Source organism: Balneolaceae bacterium (genome assembly GCA_034521445.1).
In the GTDB taxonomy this organism is placed as follows: domain Bacteria; phylum Bacteroidota; class Rhodothermia; order Balneolales; family Balneolaceae; genus JAXHMM01.
Genome location: JAXHMM010000005.1, coordinates 153,628 through 173,899, shown reverse-complemented (window position 1 = coordinate 173,899; position 20,272 = coordinate 153,628). Strand labels below are relative to the sequence as shown.

14 protein-coding genes are annotated in these 20,272 nt (G+C 62.9%); 4 read left to right on the top strand and 10 right to left on the bottom strand.

Translation table 11 applies throughout. From position 1 onward, the window contains the following. Nucleotides 1-14: 14 nt before the first annotated feature. On the bottom strand, nucleotides 15-3,068 hold the full coding sequence (locus U5K31_04640; GenBank protein ID MDZ7772014.1) for a TAT-variant-translocated molybdopterin oxidoreductase: 3,054 nt from the start codon (nucleotides 3,066-3,068) through the stop codon (nucleotides 15-17). A 42-nt stretch (nucleotides 3,069-3,110) separates the two neighbouring features. Next, nucleotides 3,111-3,755, bottom strand: coding sequence for a cytochrome c3 family protein (locus U5K31_04635; protein ID MDZ7772013.1), 645 nt, complete (start codon nucleotides 3,753-3,755; stop codon nucleotides 3,111-3,113). A 389-nt stretch (nucleotides 3,756-4,144) separates the two neighbouring features. Here U5K31_04635 and U5K31_04630 point away from each other — a divergent pair, with 389 nt between their 5' ends. Then, nucleotides 4,145-4,717: a DUF420 domain-containing protein gene (locus tag U5K31_04630; GenBank protein MDZ7772012.1), complete on the top strand. Its 573-nt coding sequence runs from the start codon at nucleotides 4,145-4,147 to the stop codon at nucleotides 4,715-4,717. 18 nt (nucleotides 4,718-4,735) lie between these two features. Here the strand turns inward: U5K31_04630 and ppk1 are convergent, their stop codons facing one another. Together ppk1 and U5K31_04620 are read right to left on the bottom strand one after the other, a co-directional pair. Continuing rightward, nucleotides 4,736-6,910 (bottom strand): polyphosphate kinase 1, encoded by a 2,175-nt coding sequence (ppk1, locus tag U5K31_04625; protein MDZ7772011.1) that lies wholly within the window; start codon nucleotides 6,908-6,910, stop codon nucleotides 4,736-4,738. Between the two features lie 12 nt (nucleotides 6,911-6,922). Beyond that, nucleotides 6,923-7,624, bottom strand: a complete 702-nt coding sequence (locus tag U5K31_04620) for a metal-dependent hydrolase (protein ID MDZ7772010.1) — start codon at nucleotides 7,622-7,624, stop codon at nucleotides 6,923-6,925. 238 nt (nucleotides 7,625-7,862) lie between these two features. Between U5K31_04620 and U5K31_04615 the strand changes: the two genes are divergently transcribed. Then, entirely contained in the window at nucleotides 7,863-8,531 is a 669-nt protein-coding gene (locus tag U5K31_04615; GenBank protein MDZ7772009.1) for an L-threonylcarbamoyladenylate synthase, read from the top strand. Between the two features lies 1 nt (nucleotide 8,532). Then, entirely contained in the window at nucleotides 8,533-9,609 is a 1,077-nt protein-coding gene (locus tag U5K31_04610) for an ATP-dependent 6-phosphofructokinase (protein ID MDZ7772008.1), read from the top strand. 97 nt (nucleotides 9,610-9,706) lie between these two features. On the opposite strand, the gene mtnA is transcribed toward U5K31_04610, so the two are convergent. From mtnA to U5K31_04580, 6 genes are all read right to left on the bottom strand, one after another. After that, entirely contained in the window at nucleotides 9,707-10,762 is a 1,056-nt protein-coding gene (mtnA, locus tag U5K31_04605; GenBank protein MDZ7772007.1) for an S-methyl-5-thioribose-1-phosphate isomerase, read from the bottom strand. A 61-nt stretch (nucleotides 10,763-10,823) separates the two neighbouring features. Then, nucleotides 10,824-12,524: a gamma-glutamyltransferase gene (gene ggt, locus U5K31_04600; GenBank protein ID MDZ7772006.1), complete on the bottom strand. Its 1,701-nt coding sequence runs from the start codon at nucleotides 12,522-12,524 to the stop codon at nucleotides 10,824-10,826. Between the two features lie 90 nt (nucleotides 12,525-12,614). Continuing rightward, a complete protein-coding gene (xerD, locus tag U5K31_04595; GenBank protein MDZ7772005.1) occupies nucleotides 12,615-13,523 on the bottom strand; it encodes a site-specific tyrosine recombinase XerD in 909 nt (302 codons plus the stop codon). 6 nt (nucleotides 13,524-13,529) lie between these two features. Continuing rightward, nucleotides 13,530-15,974: an HDIG domain-containing protein gene (locus U5K31_04590; protein MDZ7772004.1), complete on the bottom strand. Its 2,445-nt coding sequence runs from the start codon at nucleotides 15,972-15,974 to the stop codon at nucleotides 13,530-13,532. 146 nt (nucleotides 15,975-16,120) lie between these two features. Then, nucleotides 16,121-18,133, bottom strand: a complete 2,013-nt coding sequence (ligA, locus tag U5K31_04585; GenBank protein MDZ7772003.1) for an NAD-dependent DNA ligase LigA — start codon at nucleotides 18,131-18,133, stop codon at nucleotides 16,121-16,123. A gap of 8 nt (nucleotides 18,134-18,141) precedes the next feature. After that, nucleotides 18,142-19,410, bottom strand: a complete 1,269-nt coding sequence (locus U5K31_04580) for a helix-turn-helix domain-containing protein (protein ID MDZ7772002.1) — start codon at nucleotides 19,408-19,410, stop codon at nucleotides 18,142-18,144. A 156-nt stretch (nucleotides 19,411-19,566) separates the two neighbouring features. Here U5K31_04580 and U5K31_04575 point away from each other — a divergent pair, with 156 nt between their 5' ends. Beyond that, nucleotides 19,567-20,265, top strand: coding sequence for a ComF family protein (locus U5K31_04575; protein MDZ7772001.1), 699 nt, complete (start codon nucleotides 19,567-19,569; stop codon nucleotides 20,263-20,265). Nucleotides 20,266-20,272 lie beyond the last annotated feature (7 nt).

Genomic DNA, 20,272 nt, shown 5'->3' with positions numbered 1-20,272 from the left:
ATATCGGTTTCTGGTTAGGCCAGGTTCGGGTTGGGATTGCGCAGCTTGGCGAGGTAGGAGGTGCGGGGACGCGTGCTGAGCTCTTCAAGGAGCAGGTAGTTGCGCTCGTTGAGCTTGGACTGCACCACGTTGCTCTCGGAGTCGGTGAGGTCGCCGAAGTAGATGGCGTCGGTGGGACAGGCCTGCTGGCAGGCGGTCACCACGCTGCCGTCCTCCGGTTTCATGGTGGCCCCGTCGGTTTCGATTTCGCGATTGATTTTGGCACGGTTTACACGCTGCACGCAGTAGGTGCATTTCTCCATCACCCCGCGGAACCGGACGGTTACCTCGGGGTTCATGGCCATCTGCACCACTTCGGGATCGTCGCCGCTGGTCAGAAACTCTTTGGTGTAGTTGAAGAAATTGAAGCGGCGCACCTTGTAGGGGCAGTTGTTGGCGCAGTAGCGGGTGCCGATGCAGCGATTGTAGGCCATCTGGTTCATGCCGTCCTCGCTGTGGGTGGTGGCGGCCACCGGGCAGACCTGCTCGCAGGGCGCCAGCTCGCAGTGCATGCAGGGCACCGGCTGGTGGAGGGCCTGCGGGTTGTCCGCATCGCCCTCGAAGTAGCGGTCGTTGCGTATCCAGTGCATCTCGCGTCCCCTGTTCACCTCCCGCTTGCCGATCACGGGAATGTTGTTTTCGGCCTGGCAGGCGATGGTGCACACCCCGCAGCCTATGCAGGAGTTGAGGTCGATGGACATGCCCCACTGCGGTTCGTAGTCGGGGTAGTCGGCCCCGTCAATGGCGTCGAAAATGCTCAGCGGGGTGTCGGCGCCGTGCTCCTCGGCGTAGGCCTGTCCGGGAAGTTCCGCGTCGTAGGCGGCGTCGTAGGTCGAAAAATCGGGTTCCTCGCGGTATTCCTCCAGGGTGGCGTGGCGCAGCAGGGAGCGGCCCTCCATGCTGGAGTGGTCCTGCGTGCAGGCGATGGGATAGCTCCGTCCCGCCAGCTCCACCGAGACGCCGGTGGCGAAGTGCATGGTATCGGTGGTGCGCAGGGGATAGGTGTCGATGCCGGTGCCGTTGGCCACCTTGCCGATGCCTTCGCGCCCGTAGCCCACGGTGACGGTGATGCTGTCGTCGGCGTGGCCGGGCTGCACCCAGGCGGGGATCTCCACGGTGGTGCCGTTCACGGTAAGAGACACTACCTCGGTTTCGGTCTCGCCCAGTCCCGCGGCCTCGATGCCGAGGGATTCGGCGGTGGACCTGCTCATCAGGGCCACGTTGTCCCAGGTGATCTTGGTCATGGGTTCGGGAAGCTCCTGCAGCCAGCCGTTGTTGGCGTAGCGCCCGTCAAAGACCTTGGAATCGGGCCGGATGACCAGCTCCAGGCCTTCGGAGGGTGCGGCACGGGACATCAGCTCCTGCGCCGCGGCGTCAAAGGAGCTGCTCACGCCGGGGGTGACCTCCTCGAAATGGCCTTCGCTCTCCACACCGTCGTGCAGTACGCGCTCCCAGTTGTCCTGGAAGTTCGCGCTGCCCAGGAAGGAGCGCCAGGTCTGCCGCACCAGCTCATAGCCGTCAGAGGCCTGTCCTGTGACGATGGTATTCAGGAATTCGATGTCGCTCACGCCCGAAAAGAGGGGTTCGATCTGGGGCTGGACCACCGAACGCTCTCCCCCGTAGGAGTAGCCGTCGCTCCAGGCCTCCAGGAAGTGGGTGCGGTTGACGTGCCAGCTCGCCAGCTGCGAGGTCTCGTCGTAGTAGTCGGCCAGGTGGATCACTTCGGCGGCCTCTTCGAGGGCCGCGCCGAAATCCAGGTCGGCCGGGGCGTCGAAGGCGGGGTTGGTGCCCGTCATCACGACGGTGTCCACCTCCCCGTTGCGGAGGCGCCCGGCCAGCTCCGCAAGGGCCTCGCGGCTGTCGGACTGTTCCATGTGGGGCACCTCGTAGTAGGCTACGGTGCTGCCTATGTTGCCCAGGGCCGCGTTGATGGCGGCCACGGCAGCATGCACCTCGGGGCTGTGTTCTCCGCCGGCGGTCACCACGGAGGCCCCGCGGCTGGCGAGAAGGTCTTCGGCCAGGGCCCCGATCCATTCGTGGCCGGAAAATTTGCTGCTGTGGCCGCTGAAGGATGAAAGTCCGCTGACCGACTCCGACAGGCGGGCGGCCAGGGCGCAGGTAAAGAGGGGAATCTCAGAACTTTTCAGCCGCAGGCGGTTGTCGGCGTTGGAGCCGGTGAGCGTAAAGGTGCTCTCCACGCTGTAGAGGCGCGACATGTCGTCGTCGGTGGACATCACGCGGCGCCGATCGGCGAAGCGCTGGCTGTTCTCCACGCTGTTCTTGTGGGCGGCCGGGTTCAGGAAGTCGTCGTCCAGCGACACGATGACGTCCGCCTCGTCGTAGCGGTTCACCGTGCGGAGACGGCGTCCAAATGCGAGGCGGGTGCCTTCCAGGGCGTTGTTCTCCCCGAAGGGCTCCCAGGTGATCCACTCCGCGTTGCCGAATCGCTGCAGGGCCTGCCCGCGGATGCGGTTGAAGGTGGGGGAGGAGCTGGCCTCCGAAAGGAAGACGATGCTGCGCGAGGTATCGGAAAAGTGCTCGGCGCAGAAAGATTGAAAGTCGTTGAGGGAGGCGCGCTCGCCGTTGCGGCGGATGTAGCGCGAGCGGTCGGGATCGTACATGCCCAGGATGGCCGCCTGGTTGAAGATGCTGGTCGCACCGCGGCTGGCGGCCTGCATCTCGTTGCCCTCGATCTTGGTTGGGCGTCCCTCGTGGTTTTCCACCACCAGTCCCGTCAGCGCGTCCTGGAAGGGCATGGCCGAGGCGTAGAAGAGCGGCACGCCCGGCACTACCTCCTCCGGCTGCCTGCTGTAGGGCAGGATCTTCTGGGCGGGACGGCGGCAGGCCGCGAAACCGGCCATGGCGACGGAGGCCCCCATCACGCGGAGGAAGCTGCGCCGCGAAATGCGGTCGCTCAGCTCGGTGGCGTTTTCCGGAAACTCCCGCTCGGCGAACTCCTTGTACTCTTCGTTCTGCGCCAGCTCATTCAGGCTTTTCCAGTAGTTGGGACGTTGTGCTTCGCTGCTCATTCGCTTAGATATAGGGATTCAAATTCACGCAGAAGGTGTGGCTCAGTAGTGGCAACTCTGGCAGTAGGTGGGCGGCTGGATGTTGTGCTTGGCCACCAGGTCCCGTCCCATTTCGACCTGGTTTTCGGGTTGGAAGCCCATGGTGGTCACCTCCTCTACGGGACGCACGTACTGCTCGGGATTGCGGTGGCAGTCCAGGCACCAGCTCATGCTGAGCGGCTCCTTCTGGAAGACCACCTCCATGCGGTCCACACGGCCGTGGCAGGTTTCGCATCCCACGCCCACGTTCACGTGCGCGGCGTGGTTGAAATAGGCGTAGTCGGGCAGGTTGTGCACGCGCACCCACTCCACCGGCTGCCCGGTCTCCCAGCTCTCGCGGATCTCGGCCAGGTTTTCGCTGTCGGTGGCGATTTGCTCGTGGCAGTTCATGCAGGTCTGGGTGGCCGGCACGTTGGCCTGCTTGGAATTGAATACCTCGCTGTGGCAGTACTGGCAGTCGAGTCCCAGCTCGCCGGCGTGCAGCTTGTGGCTGTAGGGTACGGGCTGCTCGGGAGCGTAGCCCACGTCGGTGTATTCGGGGGAGAAATAGTACCAGACTCCGGCAACCATCGCGGTCACAACGATGATGAGTCCCAGTAGCATCCGTCGCGGTACTTCGTTAGCCCATTGGGGGAAGATCTGCGCCATGGTCTGTGGTGAAATTAGTCGTTGCTGATTCAGCGGATCCCGTTTCGGAGTCGGCAAGAAGGTAGGGAAAATACCCGTTTTTTAGAACCGCGCGAATTGAGCTCCCGGCTATTTAAAACCGATCTAAATAACTTGAGTCGTCCCTGTTGGACCCCTTTGCGGCGGCAGGTCCCAAGATAAAAGCTGAGTCAAATAAATGCTTATGAAATGATGGCGTGAGCCCGGAAAATATGTCCGGGTCCGGGCACATAGCTATCCGGCTGAAAAACAGAGGGCTATATATAAATAGGGGGCAGCCGGGCCCGGAACGATTCCCGCCGGCGGAAGATTTGGTGGTTCGAAGTGCTTATTTTGTGTGCCTTCACCGGACCCATGTCAGATTTACGATCATGAGCGATAACACCTACGACGACGCCTTTACCCTGGACCTGCTCCGTGACCTGAGCCCGGCGCGCGCCCTGGGCGTAATCGGCCTGGTCAGCGGGGGCGCCGTGGCTTTCCTGGTTTGGCTGATCTACTTCAAGGGGGGCAGCGACTACAGCTCCGCGCTCATCGAAAACCTGCCCGCGCTCAACGCCCTGCTGAATTTTTGCAGCGCCGTGCTGCTGGTATTCGGCTACCGCGCCATCCGCCGGCGGCAATTCGGCAGGCACATGCGCTACAACCTTACCGCCTTTCTCACCTCCACGCTCTTCCTGGTTAGCTACGTGATCTACCACAATTTTCACGGGAGCACGCCTTTTCCCGGGGAGGGGTGGATCCGCCCGGTCTACTTCTTCATCCTGGTATCCCATATCATTCTGTCGGCCGCGGTGGTCCCGATGATCCTCACCTCCTTCTGGCTGGCCTTTTCGGGCCGGCTGTCGACGCACCGCAAGGTCTCCCGGGTCACCCTGCCGGTCTGGCTCTACGTATCGGTAACCGGCGTGCTCATCTTTTTTATTCTCAACGCCTACGTATAGGCAGGGCATGAACGGCGGTTACAGGTAGGAGGCGTCCAGCCCGGCGCGCTTGCGGGCGCTCTTCATCATCATGCGGTGGAAGTTGCGCTCTTTCTCCCCCTCGGCCGGCCGGCGCAGGGTATAGCCGCCGTCGCCGTCCATCTCCCAGGCCAGCCGGTTGTCCTGCAGCGCCTTCTTCAGGATGGCGGTGAGGCGCTTCTTGAGGGCGGGGAGGGTAATGGGCACCACGGCCTCCACACGCTCGTTCAGGTTGCGGTAGCGCCAGTCGCCGCTTCCGATGAAGATCCTGGGATCTCCGCCGTTGCCGAACCAGAAGATGCGGTCGTGCTCCAGGAAGCGTCCGATAATGCTGATAAGGCGGATATTTTCGCTGTAGCCCTCCAGTCCTGGACGCAGGCGGGCGTGGCCCCGAACGATAAGATCGATCTCCACCCCGGCCCGCGAGGCCTCGTAAAGGTTGCGGATGATGCCCACATCGTCCAGGGCGTTCATCTTGGCGATGATACGTCCCTCCCCGCCCGTCTCGGCCCGCCTGGTCTCCTGCTGTATGTGTTCGTAGAGGGAGGCGCGCAGGTACCGGGGGGCCACCAGCAGCTTCTCGTAGGTCTGTTCGGGTGCGTAGCCGGTCAGGTAGTGAAAGAGGTTGGTCACGTCGCGTCCCATCTCCGGATCGTTGGTCAGCAGCCCGAGGTCGGTGTAGATCTCGGCCGTCTGCACGTGGTAGTTGCCGGTGCCCAGGTGGCAGTAGGTGACGTGGCGCTCGCCTTCGCGGCGCACGATCAGAGCCACCTTGGCGTGGGTTTTCAGTCCCACCAGCCCGTAGGCAACGTGAACCCCGGCGTTTTCAAGCATCTTGCCCCACTCGATGTTGCTGGCCTCGTCAAAGCGCGCCTTGACCTCCACCAGCACCGCCACCTGCTTACCCTTTTCGGCGGCGCGCACCAGCGCCTTTACGATGGGCGAGTTTTCGGAGGTGCGGTAGAGCGTCAGCTTGATGGCCAGCACGTCGGGGTCGTCGGCCGCCTCCTCGATGAGGCGGCGCACGCTGGCTGAAAAGGACTCGTAAGGATGGTGCACCAGGAGGTCCCCCTTGCGGATGATGTCAAAGATGCTCCGGTCGTCCCCGGACTCTCCCTCGTGCCAGAGCGCCTTGGGCACCACGGGATTCCAGGAGGGGAAGCGCAGGCCGGGCAGGTTCTTGTTGGCCAGCCGGAAGCAGGCGGTGAGGTCCAGCAGGCCGTCCACGCGGGTGATGTCAGCTTCGTCCAGTTTCAGCTCGTTCCTGAGGAGGTTAAGCACCTCGCGGTCCACGTCGCTTTCGATTTCCATGCGCACCACCTCGGCGAAGCGCCGCTCGCGCAGCTCCTCGGAGATCATCGAGAGCAGGTCTTCGGCCTCCTCCTCGTTGCGGCGCAGGTCGGCGTTGCGGGTGATGCGGAACACGCAGGTGCTCTCGACGTGCATGCCTGGAAAGAGGCGATGCACGTTGCGGCGGATCACCTCCTCAATGGGCACATAGTGCCAGGTCCACGAGCTGCCCTGCACGGTAAGCCATCGCGGCTGGTTGGTGGGCACCTTGACGCGGGCAAAACGGAAGGCGTCGCGGTCTTTCGGTCGCAGCTTTACCGCCAGGGAGAGGCTCAGGTTGGAGATGAAGGGGAAGGGATGGCCGGGATCCACCGCCAGGGGGGTGAGGGTGGGATAGATATGGTCGAGGAAGTAGTCGTCCAGGCGGCGTATCTGCTCCTCCTCGAGCTCATCGTAGCCCGAAATGGTAAGGGAGGCCTGCTCCTCGAGGGCCGGACGAAGTTCCCGGTTCCATACCTCGGAAATGCGCTCCTGCATCTCGGAGGCCTTGCCCTGGACCAGTTCGATCTGGTTGCGGGGGGTGCGCCCGTCGGGACTCAGGTCGAAGACTCCGGCCGCCTCCTGCCGCTTGAGTCCCCCGACCCGCTTCTGGATGAACTCATCCAGGTTGCTGGAGGTGATGGCCGCGAAACGCACCCGCTCCAGCAGGGGCATCCTCGGGTCCATGGCCTGGTAGAGTACGCGCCAGTTGAAATCAAGCCAGCCCAGCTCCCGGTTCAGATAGAGCGAGGGATGATCCAGGGTCGCGTCCTGCGGTACGGGCTGCGGCTCCACCGCCCGGGGGATGGCGGGGTCGTCGACGATATGGGCGGATGGTGTGGACAAGGCCGCGGCCGGTCAGACTAGGAAATTTTCGCCCGCCTCGGGAATCCACACCTTGGTGTCGGTGAGTTCTTCCGTCTGCCGGCGGAATTCCTCGGGCGTGCCGGTCAGCGGCGGGAAGGTGCCGTAGTGTATGGGCACGGCGTAGTCGGCCTGGATGAAGTCGCAGGCCATGGCGGCCTCGGCCGGCCCCATGGTGTAGTGGTCGCCCATGGGCACGCAGACCAGGTCGGGCTCGTAGAGTTCGCCGTAGAGCTCCAGGTCGTAGAAGATGTTGGTGTCGCCCAGGTGGTAGATTGTGATATCGTCGAAGGTGATGACCAGTCCGCCGGGGTCGCCTGCGTACTCGCCCCCGAAGGAGGAGCTGTGGTTGGCCGACACCAGGGTCACGCTGAAGTCGTCGAAGTGGACGGTGCCGCCCTTGTTGAATTCCATCGCCTGGTCTTCGGCGAGCCCGTGTTTTTTGAGCAGGCCCGACAACTCGACGTTGGCGAGTACCGGGCAGCCGGTGCGCTCGGCGATTTCGAGGGTGTCGCCCACGTGGTCCTCATGACCGTGGGTCAGCAGGATGTAGTCCACATCCGAGGGCTCTTTCCAATTCTCGGGCGTTGTGGGATTGTTCGTCAGGAAGGGATCCACCAGGATTTTGTGTCCCTGGGAACTGACGAACTGGAAGGCCGAGTGACCCAGCCAGTAGGCTTCAACGGAGGTGTCCATAGCGGTAACTTTTGTCGTTTCGGTTGGTTGCGTCTTGACTATGCTTGGCGAATGTGGGTTATTAATTAACGGAAGGTAGCCGTGAATTCAAACGTATGATCCATGTCTCTTCTCCCCCTCTTTCGCATGCTGTTATCTACACAACGATTCGGTCGGGATCATTCCTCTCTTTTACCCGTACGACGATAGTGAAGCCTTCCAGCGTGAATTTCAACCCCACACAAACAAGGAGCTCTTTATGGCCGAACGAGTCAAGCTGAACCCCGAAAATCCCCACGTAAAACGACTTTTTGAACTCTCCGACCAGATCCGCAACGGGGCGGTGCTGCTCTTTCCCACCGACAGCCGGTACGCCCTGGGATGTGACTACAAGAACAAAAAGGGCATCGAGCGCATACGCAGGATCCGACAGATGGGGGATGACGACCACCTCTCCATCCTCTGCGCGTCGATGTCGAATGTGGCCACCTTTGCGCATGTCTCGGACCGCAACTTCAAGCTGATAAAACGCCTTATCCCGGGTCCCTTTACCTTTATCCTGCCCGCCACCAAGGAGGTGCCCAAACTGCTGGTGCATCCCAGGAAGAAGACGGTGGGCATCCGCGTGCCTGAGTACCCCATCTGCGAGGGACTGGTGCGCGAGACGGGTCGGCCCATGTTGGCCATCACGGCCAAGAAAGAGGGACTGGGCGACGAAGACCTCCCGGATTTTGAGCGGGAGCCCTTCCTCAGGGAATTCGAGAAGCTGGTCGATGTCATCATCGACAACCAGCAGGAGCTGCCCACCCGGGAAACCACCATCGTGGACCTGACCGGGGAGTCGCCGGTGCTGCTGCGGAGGGGACTTGGAATCGAGGAGGCCGAAGAGGTTTTCCGCATGCAGGGCGAAGAGCTGGAGGAGGCCTGACATGCGCATCGCCATCAATACGGGAGGGGGGGACGCCCCCGGCCTGAATGCCGCCATTCGCGCCGCCACCCTGGCCGCCCTCAAGCGCGGCTGGGAGGTCTGCGGCATCCGCAACGGCTACGGCTCCATCTACACCGACGAACCCTTCGTGCAGCTGGACGAGCAGTCCGTGCGCGGCATCACCATGCAGGGAGGCACCATCCTGGGTACCGCCAACCGGGGCAACCCCTTCGACATGCCCTACCGCCGCGAGGACGGCACGGAGGGTACCCGGGACGTCTCCGACCGGCTGGTGGAGACCTTCCAGGATCACGGCATCGACGCTCTCATCGCCATCGGCGGGGACGGCTCCATGCACATCGCCCACCAGCTGGTGCAGAAAGGTCTGAACATCGTGGGAGTGCCCAAGACCATCGACAACGACATCTGGGGATGCGACGTCAGCCTGGGATTCGACACCGCGCGCAGCATCGCCACGGAAGCCATCGACCGCATCACCACTACCGCCGAGTCCCACCAGCGCATCATGGTGGTGGAGGTGATGGGGCGCTACGCCGGCTGGATCGCCCTCTACTCGGGACTGGCCTCCACGGCTGACGTGATCCTGCTGCCGGAGATCCCCTTCCGCTACGAACCCATCGTCGAGAAGATCGAGGAGCGCCGCTCCAAGGGGAAGGAGTACACCATGGTGGTAGTCGCCGAGGGGGCCAAGCCGGAGGGAGGCGAGCTGGTCACCAAGGGCAAGTCCGCCGGCCAGCAGGTACGCCTGGGGGGCATCGGCGGGGAGGTGGCGGCGGAGCTGACCGAGCGCACGGGACAGGAGTCGCGCTCGGTGGTGCTGGGACACCTGCAGCGCGGAGGATCGCCCACCACCTATGACCGGCTGATCTCCCTGCGATTCGGCGCCGCGGCGGTGCGCTGCGTGCAGGATGGGGACTACAACAAGCTGGTGACGCTGAGGGACAACAAGATGGCCCGCATCCCCATCGACAGCGTGGCCGGCAAGATGAAGCAGGTCCAACTGGACAGCGACATTGTGCAGACGGCGCGCGATGTAGGCATTTGTTTGGGTGACTGAAAGTCACCCAAGGTCTTTAAAGTCGAAAAGTCGAAAAGTCGAAAAGTCGAGAAGTCGGTGGACTTTCAGACTTTATGACTTCCCGACTTATTAGACTTTAAGACTTGAAGACTTTTTTAAGGTTATCGTCGAAGGGGGGCTTGACGATGCCTTTTTCGGTGATGAAGCCCGTGATGTAGCGGTGCGGCGTCACATCGAAGGCGGGGTTGTAGGTTTCGGCCTTGTCGGGCGCCACGCGGCTGCCGCTGAAGGTGGTGATCTCCTCGTCCTCGCGCTCCTCGATGGGTATGTCGTCGCCGGTGGCCAGTTCCATGTCGATGGTCGAAAGCGGCACGGCCACGTAGAAGGGAATACCGTTCTCCTTGGCCAGCACCGCCAGGGGATAGGTGCCGATCTTGTTGGCGGTATCGCCGTTGGCGGCCACCCGGTCAGTGCCCACCACCACCAGGTCCACTTCGCCCCGGCGCATGAGGGAGCCCGCGGCGGAATCGGTGATGATCTTCATGGGGATCTCCGCGTTCATCAGTTCCCAGGCTGTCAGACGGGAACCCTGCATGAGGGGACGCGTCTCGTCCACCCAGACCTGGATCTCCTTGCCCTCCTCATGGGCATGGAAAATGACCGAAAGGGCCGTGCCGTACTGTCCGGTGGCCAGGCTGCCGGTGTTGCAGTGGGTGAGGATCTTCGCGCCTTTCTCCACCAGAACGGCGCCCTCCTCGCCAATGGTTTTGCAGGTGCGCTTGTCTTCGGCGTGGATGGTCTTGGCGGTCTTCAGGACGATCTCCTTGATTTCGGGAATGGGTTTGTCCTTGTGCGCCAGTATGGTGGTCTTGATGCGGTCGACGGCCCATTTGAGGTTCACGGCCGTGGGACGCGCGCTCACCAGGTACTCGGCCACGCGCTCCACCTCCACCCAGAAGCTCTCAAAGGAGCTCTCCGGCAGTTCCCTGATGCCCATGTAGAGTCCGTAGGCGGCGGCGATGCCGATGGCGGGGGCGCCGCGCACGCGCAGTTTTTTGATGGACTCCCAGACTCTGCCCACGTCCCTGATGTCACTGTAGACCTCGCGCTTGGGGAGGTAGGTCTGGTCGATAATGCGGAGATGGTCCTCTCTCCATTCAATTGACTGTATGGCACCTTCACTATCACTCATAACATCCAGACTTTATGACTTTCCGACTTCCCGACTTTAAGACTTTCCGACTTTAAAGACTTTAATAACCCATAGTGTAGCCGTCACCCCGCGGGTCGGCGGCCCCGTGTCGGCGTCCCTCCCCGTCCACCCAGATAATATGTCCGCGTCCCACCCCGCCGGTAGCCTGCAGGTTGTGTCCCATACCCAGCAGGATCTCCCGGGTGTCGGGGCTGAGCCCGTATTCTTCGTAGTAGAGGTTGTCAGGCAGCCACTGATGGTGAAAACGGGGCGCCGAGATGGCTTCCTGGGCGTTCATGCCGAAGACCGCCATGTTCAGGAAACTCTGCAGTGTTGCCGTGATGATGCGCGGGCCTCCGGCGGCGCCGAGCACGGCGCGCACCTGCCCGCCGCGGGTCACCACGGTGGGCGACATGCTGCTGAGCATGCGCTTGCCCGGCTCCACGGCGTTGGCCTCGCCCTGGATGAGCCCGAACATGTTGGGTTCGCCCGGCTTGGCGGTGAAGTCGTCCATTTCGTTGTTGAGGGCGAAGCCGGCCCCGCCTACCGACACGTGGCTCCCGAAGGAGCCGTTGAGGGTGGTGGTGACGCCCACGGCGTTGCCCGCGCTGTCCACCACCGAAAAGTGGGTGGTTTCCCGCGACTCTTCAAAGCCGGCTACCTCCCCGTGGCCGATCTCATTGCTTGAGGTGGCCGCGTCGGGGTCGTAGGAGGCCATGCGCCCGCGGTTGTACTCCTCGCTGAGCAGTTCCTGCCGGGGGATGTCCACGTAGTCCGGGTCGCCCAGGAAGTAGGAACGGTCGGCAAAGGCGCGCCTCATGGTCTCGGTAAGCAGGTGCACGTAGCGGGCGGAATTAAAGCCCATATCCTGCAGGTCGTAGGGTTCCAGCATGGTGAGGATCTGGGCGATGGCGATGCTGCCGCTGCTGGGGGGCGGCATCACGTGCAGCCGGTAGCCGTTCCATTCGGCCGTCACCGGCTCCCGCCATACACTTCGGTACTCCCGAAGATCGCGGCGGGTGATGAGCCCCTCCTGTTTTTCCATCTCGCGGACGATCATTTCGGCCGTCTCCCCGGCGTAGAAGCCCTCGCGTCCCTGCCGCGCAATGCGCTCCAGGGTACGAGCCAGGTCTTCCTGCACAAAGAGGTCGCCTTCCCGCCAGGGGCGCCCGTCGGAACGGGTGAAATACTCCTCGCTGGCGGCGTAGTTGCGGAAGGCGTCGGCGTGGTTGTTAAGATCCTCGGCCTGGGTGAGGGAGAGGCGGTAGCCTTCGCGCGCCAGTTTGACGGCGGGAGCCATCACCATTTCCAGCGGCAGACGGCCGTGGCGCTGCAGGGCGCGCACCATGCCGTCCACCACTCCGGGCACACCCACCGCCAGGGCGCCTTCCCTGCTCAGTTCGGGTATGTACTCCCCGTCGCGCAGGTACATGTCAGGTCCGGCACCCAAGGGCGCCTTCTCGCGGTAGTCCAGGGCCGTATCGGTGCCGTCGGCCAGGTGAATGACCATGAAGCCGCCCCCCCCGATGTTGCCGGCCCGGGGGAGGGTGACCGCCAGCGCAAACTGCACGGCCACGGCGGCGTCGACGGCGTTGCCCCCGCTGCGCAGAATCTCACGGCCGATTTCGGAGGCGTGCCGCTCGGCGGTGACCACAGCCGCGCGCTCATAGGACTTGGTCCATCCCACCTGGCTCTGGACGGTCTCCACGGCCAGGGTAAGCAGAAGCAGCAGGGCGATGGCGGAGCGGAAGAATGATTTCATGGGGGTTGGACCGTTGTTGCGAGGTTCGTGCGCTGTGGAATATAGAAAAAAAGGCGTAGCGGCGTTAGTCGTCCCGGGGCATGCCGCCGCTCAGGACCTGGGATGAAATTCCTTGTGCACCTGGTGCAGCAGCGTGCGGTCAACGTGGGTGTAGATTTCCGTGGTGATGATGGAGGCATGGCCCAGCATCTCCTGCACGGCGCGCAGGTCGGCGCCCCCCTCCAGCAGGTGGGTTGCAAAGGAATGGCGGAAGATGTGGGGATAGACGTTTTTTTTGATGCCGGCGCGTTCGGCTGCGTCGTTGACGATATTCCAGACGCTCATGCGCGTCAGGGGACCGCCGCGCTGGTTGAGGAAGACCCGGTTTTTGGCTTTGGCGGGATTTTTATCGCTCATGAAACGCGGACGCGGGCCCTCCATGTAGCGTTCCAGGGCGCCTTGGGCGATCTCCCCCACGGGTACCAGCCGCTCCTTGTTGCCCTTGCCAATGACGCGGATGAATCCGATCTCAAAGTAGAGGTTGTCGGTCTGCAGTCCTGTAAGCTCACTCACCCGCATGCCGGTGGCGTAGAGGGTCTCCATGATGGCGGCGTCGCGAACCCCGGCGTCGCTTTCCCGGTCGGGCACCTCCAGCATGCGCTCGATTTCGGTGGGATTGAGCACTTCGGGGAGATTGCGCGCCTTCTTGGGCAGGTCCACCATCTCGGCGGGATTGGCGGGGGCTAGCGACTCCACCGCGGCGAATTCGTGAAAACTGCGGATGCTGGAGACATTGCGGGCGATGGTGCTGGCCGACAGGTCCATGGCGGAGAGCTCTTCCAGGTATTCCTCGATGTGCTGGAGGGTGATGCCGCCCAGGTCGCGTATGCGCAGGTCCTGTGCCACGAAGCGCAGGTATCGGCGCAGGTCGTTTTCGTAGGCGTTGACCGAATGGTCGCTCAGCCCTTTTTCAAGCCTTACAAACTGCAGATAGCGATCCAGTTCCCGGTCAAAGTGCATGCTGGATCAGGAGTTGTAGTATTCGTTTACCTGGGGACCCTCCCCGTCCTGCTGTGTTTCCTCGCCCAGGGGCGCTTTCTCAACGGCCGGGCCCTCCTTGCGTCCCCGTATGCGTCCGCTTCCGTCTTTCTGCTCTTTCTCCTCCTTCTTGTCGTCGGGATACTCCACGCGGCTGTGGTAGATGCCCATCAGGATGTTCAGGAAGGTCTCCCTGATGTTTCGCAGGTCCTGGAAGGTGAGGGGGGTCATGCTGAGCTGTCCCTCGTAGACCCGCTCGTCTATCATCTTCGAGATCAGGCTTTCCAGCTTCTGGTAATTGGGATCCTTCATGGCGCGGGAGGCCGCCTCGATGCCGTCGGCCAGCAGCAGGATGCCGGTCTCCTTGGTGCGGGGGAGGGGACCGTCGTAGCGGAAGTCCTCTTCGCGTATTTCGTCCTTCTCCTGGTCGGCGTTCTTTTTGCCCTTGTCGTAGAAATACTTGATGAGGGAGGTTCCGTGGTGGGTCTTGATGAAGTCGATGATCACTTCGGGCAGCCCGTGTTCGCGCGCCATTTTTACGCCGTTGCTGACGTGCGCCTTGATGACCAGGGCGCTCATGCGTGGTTTGAGCTTGTCGTGCTCGTTGGTGCCCACCTGGTTTTCGGAGTAATAGCCGGGGTTTTCCATCTTGCCGATGTCGTGGTAGAGCGCGCCCACGCGGCAGAGCAGCCCGTTGGCGCCTATGGACCCAGCCGCGGCTTCGGCCATGTTGGAGACCTGCAGGCTGTGGTGGAAGGTGCCGGGTGCGCGGGTCATCAGCTCCTTGAGCATCGGCAGATTGGTGTCGCTGAGCTCAAGCAGCGTGAAGTCGGTCGTCACCTTGAAAGCCTTCTCGAAGAGCAGGATCAGGGGATACGTAAAGAGGATGAAGATGGCGTTGATACCCACATAGAAGAGGATGTCCAGCAAGGCGTCCCAGCCCTGGAAGGAGGTCATGCTGAAGCTGAGGATGACCAGGGTGTAGCTGGCGAAGACGATGCCGGGGGTAGTGAAGAAGAACTGCGAGCGCTTCTTGATGTCGCGCACCGAGAAAAGCCCCAGGCTGCAGGCCACGGTGGTGGCGGTCACGTACTCGAAGTTGTTGCCGTTGATCAGTCCGGTCAGCAGGGCCAGGGTAATGGTGGAAATCAGTCCCACCCGCGAATCGAAGATGATGGTAAGGATGATGGGGGCCACAGCCACCGGCACGATGTAGGCCGAGATGCCCTCGATGCTGTAGGCTATGGAACTTCCCACGCAGATGAGTCCCATAGCGATGGTAACCAGCAGCAGCATGGAGTTGTCCTCGAAAATGCTTCGTCGGTAGAGGTAGAGGTAGAAGAAAAAGATGGTAATGATGGCTACCACTGCCAGGATCTCCCCGCCGTAGCGCAGCCAGCGCTCCATGGTGGTGGCGGTGCGTGAACGCGCCTCAGCAAGGCTTTGCAACCTGCTGTAGCGCTCCTGGGTGATGATGTCCCCGCGCCGTATGATTACCTCGCCCTCGGTCACCGCCCCGCGGGTGGTTGAAATGTTGGCGATGGCCTCTTCGATCCGCGTGTTGGTCTCCTCGGTATTGTAGACCAGGTTGGGCTGCAGCACCCGGGCGAAGATATCGTTGGCGGCACGGGCGATGTCCTCGTAATAGAAGCGTGAGAAGCGGTCGCCGGCGTAGCTGCGCGCCTCCTGCAGGTCGCGGACGTTGCCCAGGTTGAGAGTGCGTTCGGTACGGTCCTGCAGGTTGCGCACGGTGATCTCGTTGGTGGAAATCTCGCTCTTGGCGATGTTTATCACGCCGTCCTCCAGCAGCTCGTCCATCAGGCTCTGCATGCGCTGGCGAAGTTCATTGCCGATGAAGGCGTCGGCCGGGGCGGAGCGGGTGTTGGGGGTGAGATCGGGGGAGACCACCCGGTGGTAGTTCTCAAGCAGGGGACGCCAGGAGGAGTCCGAAAGGCCCAGCCCGGAGGCATCGCGGGCCTGCACGAATTGCAGGCTGTCTTGCTGGCGGTCCGTCTCGCGCCAGGTGTGGTAGCGTTCCAATACCGGCTCCATGCGCCGGAACACCGAGTCGATCCGGCTTTGAAGGTCGGAGGCGGCCCCGGTGTTGCGGTGGAAGATGGGCGGGGTACTCTGGCGTATGGCCTGGCGCTCCTGCTCGATCTCCTGTTGGGTTTTGTTGATGGCAAAATCGAAGGGGGCTGTCAGGTCTTCCCCACGCCATGGTTCGCCGATGGCGTAATTGGTGGAGTCGCGGAAGGAGCTCTGGGGGATGGAGACCACCAGAAGTACCAGGAAACCTAGCAGGATAAGAGCGCGGACGTAGTTGTTGTAGCGCAGAGAGGAACTCTCCTCGCGCTGCTTCTTCTTTTCCCCGATGACGGGCGCCCCGTGCCGTTTTTTCTGGCCGAGACCCAATTTTTCGAGTAGTCCCATAAAAAATTACTGCAGAAAGTGTTGATGGTGGCGCGGGAGCGGCCGTACGGCCTCAGCATGCCCATTCGCGCCCTTGCATGGGAAAATGATACCAAGCTCCGGCTTCATACACAAACGCATGCGCCCTGGCCATGCCGGAAGGAAGTTCAGTCCCCCGGGGGTTCCTGTCCAAGGAGTTCGAAGAAGGCCCTCTCGTCGAGGACGGGAATGTCCAGCTCCTGCGCCTTCCCGTACTTGCTGCCCGGGGATTTTCCGGCCAGCAGGTAATCGGCATTGCCGCTGACCGAAGAGACGGTGGTGCCCCCGTGGTCCTCAATCAGCCGGGTTGCCTCCTTGCGGGTGAGATGGGGCAGGGAGCCGGTGAGCACGAATTTGGCGCCCTCCAGCCTGTCGGTTGCGTCCTCGCGGCGCTCCATTTCGAAGGTAAGTCCGTGCGCGCGGAGGGTCTCCACCATGCGCCGGTTTTTCTCCTGCGAGAAGAAGGTGACCACCGATGCTGCGATTTTGGGTCCCACCGCGTCGATGTCGCTCAGGCGCTCCTCTCCGGCCTTCATAAGCGCATCCATGCCGCCCAGGGCGCGGGCCAGGTCGCGGGCCACCGTGCGGCCCACGAAGCGGATGCCCAGTGCGTAGATGAGGCGGTCCAGGTTACGCCCCTTGCTCGCCTCGATGGCGTCGATCAGGTTCCGGGCGCTGGTCTCGGCCATGCGCTCCAGGGGGACCAGCTGTTCGGCGCGCAGCTCGTAGAGGTCGGCGTAGGTGCGCACCAGGCCCTCGCTCACGAGCTGGTCCACCACCGCCTCGCCCAGTCCCTCGATGTCCATGGCGTCGCGGGAGGCGAAGTGCTCGATGCGGTGGCGGATCTGCGGGGGACACTCCCCGTTAACGCAGCGCCAGGCCACTTCCCCTTCCGGTTTTACCAGCTCCTCCCCGCACTCCGGGCAGTCGGCGGGCATCTCGAAACGGGCCCCGCGGTCCTCCCGGCCAGGGTCGACTACGCCCAGCACCTGCGGTATGATGTCGCCCGCCTTCTCCACGGTCACGCGGTCGCCGGATCGAATGTCCTTGCGGTGAATCTCGTCCTCGTTGTGGAGGGAAGCCCGCCGAACCACGGTGCCGGCCAGCTCCACCGGTTCCAGTTCCGCCACCGGGGTAATCTTGCCCAGGCGTCCCACCTGCAGGGTGATGGAGCGCAGTGTGGTATCCGCTTGCTCGGCCTCGAATTTGTAGGCGATGGCCCATCGCGGCGACTTGGAGGTACGTCCCAGCGGCTCGCGATAGCGCTCCTCGTTCACCTTCACCACGGCGCCGTCAGTCTCGAAGGGGAACTCGTGGCGTACCTCGCGCCAGCGGCCGATCTGCTCGTGCACCTGCTCAATTGCGTCGCATTCGCGGTATTCCCCGCAGGCCGGCAGTCCCATTTCCCTGAGCATTTCCAGCTTGCGGCGCTGGGTGAGCTCCGGTCCGGGCTCTTCGACGATCAGGTCGAAGGCGAAAAAGCGTATGGGGCGGCGCGCCACCTCGCGGGGGTCCTGCATCTTGAGGGTGCCCGCCGTGGAGTTGCGGGGATTGGCGAAAGGCTCGTGTCCCTCCTCCTCACGGTGTGCGTTCAAGCGTGCGAAGGCCTCTTTTTCCATGTAGGCCTCCCCGCGCACTTCCACCACCGGGGGCGGGCTGCCCTCCAGGCGCAGGGGGATATCGCCCACCGTACGCAGGTTGCGGGTGATGTCGTCGCCCCGTTCCCCGTCGCCGCGGGTGGCGCCCAGGGCAAGCTCTCCGTCCTCGTAACGAAGGCGGATGGAGGCCCCGTCGAACTTGAGCTCCGCCAGGTAGGTGAAGTCGCCGTGGCCCAGCCGGTCGCGCACCCGCCGGTCGAAATCGTTCAGCTCCTCCTCGTTGTAGGTATTATCGAGACTGAGCATGGGCACGGGATGGGTGACCGTCTCGAACTCGCTGGAGGGTTCCCCGCCCACGCGGCGGGTGGGCGAGTCGGGATGCCCCAGGTCCCAGGCCTCCTCAAGTTCCTTCAGCTCTCGGAGACGCTCGTCAAATTCTCGGTCGGAAATGAATGGCTGCGCGTCCTGGTAATAGGCCTGGTTGGCGCGCTGCAGGAGCTCGCGCAGTTCCTCCACGCGCTCCCGGGCTTCTTCACGGGTCATGCTGCTGCCTAGTTGAAGGTTGGGCGTTCACGGATGGTGTCGGGGGGAGGGGCATCCATCTCCAGGGAATCGGGCGGGGGCTGGAGCCAGATGGGGTCCTGTCCGAACCAGTCTCTGTGTATCTCCAGCATGCCGGTGTCGGAATTGTAAAAAGCGTTGCGGAAATCGGGTATGGGGTGACCGTTCATCAGCAGCTCCATCTGGCTGAACTGCCCGCGTATGTAGATTTCTTCGACGAAAGCAAAGGTGAAAGCCTCCCCCTGCTCGATCCAGTAGGGGTTGGTGGCGTTCATCACGTCGGAGTAGACCCGCACCGGCTCCAGTTGTCCGTAGGCCGCATAGATGGCCAGCACCAGGGTGTCCGGCAGCGACTCGGCCTCCTGCTCCAGCGACCCCAGGGAGCCCTCGCCCGGATCGCCGGCCGCACCGGCGGGCTCCTGGCTCAGGTCGAGCTGCAGGGAGTCGGGGGTGAGGGCGGCCTGCTGTTCGGAGGTGGGCTGCTGTCCGCCGTTGTCCTGCTCCTCTCCGCCGGCATTGCCTCCCGCTCCCCAGATGTACCAGGCCGCCGCGGCTGCCAGGATCACGGCGGCGATGATCAGGCCGATCCAGAGGCGGGGACGAGATTGAAGGGGCGTGAATTTCTTACCCATATCGGCCCAGTCCACCGACGTCACATCGGGCGGGGGAGGTACGCGGCTTGGGGATTCGGCGCCCGTGGCCTCGCCTTCGCTTGTATCCTCATTCTTATTCTCTTTTTCACCGGCGGCCGGGGCCGTGCGGGAGGACGTCTCTGGGAGTGGGGAGGCCTTCCGGTGCCTTTTCGGCGCGTGGTCATGAACCATATCTCCGCGCCTGTCCGCCTCCTCGTCCGCCGTCTCGTCTTCTCCGTCTGCCTGCTGTTGTTCATCCTGCGCCTTCCGCTCCACCTCAGTCGAGTCGCCAGCCTCTTCCGCATGCTCCCCGGCGTCCTCCTCGTCGAGCTGGAATCGGGGACCCTTGATCGACTTTTCCTTTTTCTGCAGCAGACCCTCGTAGCGTCCCTCCTCCTGGCGGTCGAGGGCTTCCAAGATGGTCTCTTCGTCGATCCGGAGGGCCTTGGCGTAACTGCGCACGTAACTGCGCAGGTAGGTCTTGTGCTCCTCCATATCGCCGAACAGCGAGTCGTCCTCGATGGAGGAGAGGATATGGGGAGGAATTTTTGTGGCGTTGCGCACGTCCTCCAGGCTCAGCCCGCGATGTTTTCGGATGAGCGCAAGATCGTTTCCTAGGGACGGCATGATAGGCATCTCAGTGGGTTAGCGGTATGGAGCGCGGGAGCCGGCGTGCCCGATGCCGGCCGATCCGGTGGGTAAATCTAAATAAATAATACCGTTGCCAAAAATTTTTTGCATGCCGCTGCCGTAAGGAGATGGCCTGCCTGGGATCAGTTGGATATGAACCGTACATGGCTGCGTGGACCCGCGGCGGTCCTCTTTCCCGACATATGTGTCTGCTGCTGGCGGGAGCCGGTTTCCCGCCGGCAGCCCGTCTGCCCCTTCTGCCTGGAAGACCGTTTCGAAGAGGCCGATCCGGACGTGGCACGGGGAACCGTGGGCGACTTCCTGCCGGAGGGGGTGATCCTGCGCTACGCCTTGTGGAAATATGACAAGGGGGGAAGTCTCCAGGAGCTGCTATACCGGGTCAAGTACGGGGGTATGGAGGGGGTTGCGTGCCAGTTTGGCGAGCGGCTGGCCCATCGTCTCCGGCCTCATTCGGTACTCCGCCGTCTCAATCCCTCCCGTCTGCTGCTGCTCCCCGTACCCCTGCACCCGGCGCGTCTCCGGCTGCGCGGCTACAACCAGGCCGAGCGTATCGCCCGGGGGATGCAGCGGACATGGGCACTGCCCGTGGCGGACCCGGAAACGGTCAGGCGTACCCGGAATACGCGTTCCCAGACCGGCATGACCCTGCCCGAGCGAATCTCCAACCTGGAACAGGCCTTCGATGTGCGCCGCCCGGAATTGCTGAGGGGCCGGACGGTGTTATTGGTAGACGACGTGTTTACCACGGGGGCCACTGCTTTCTCCCTCTCGACCTGCCTTTTGAAGGCGGGTGCGAGGCAGACGGCCGTGGTTACCGTAGCGCGGGCATAAGCCCGGG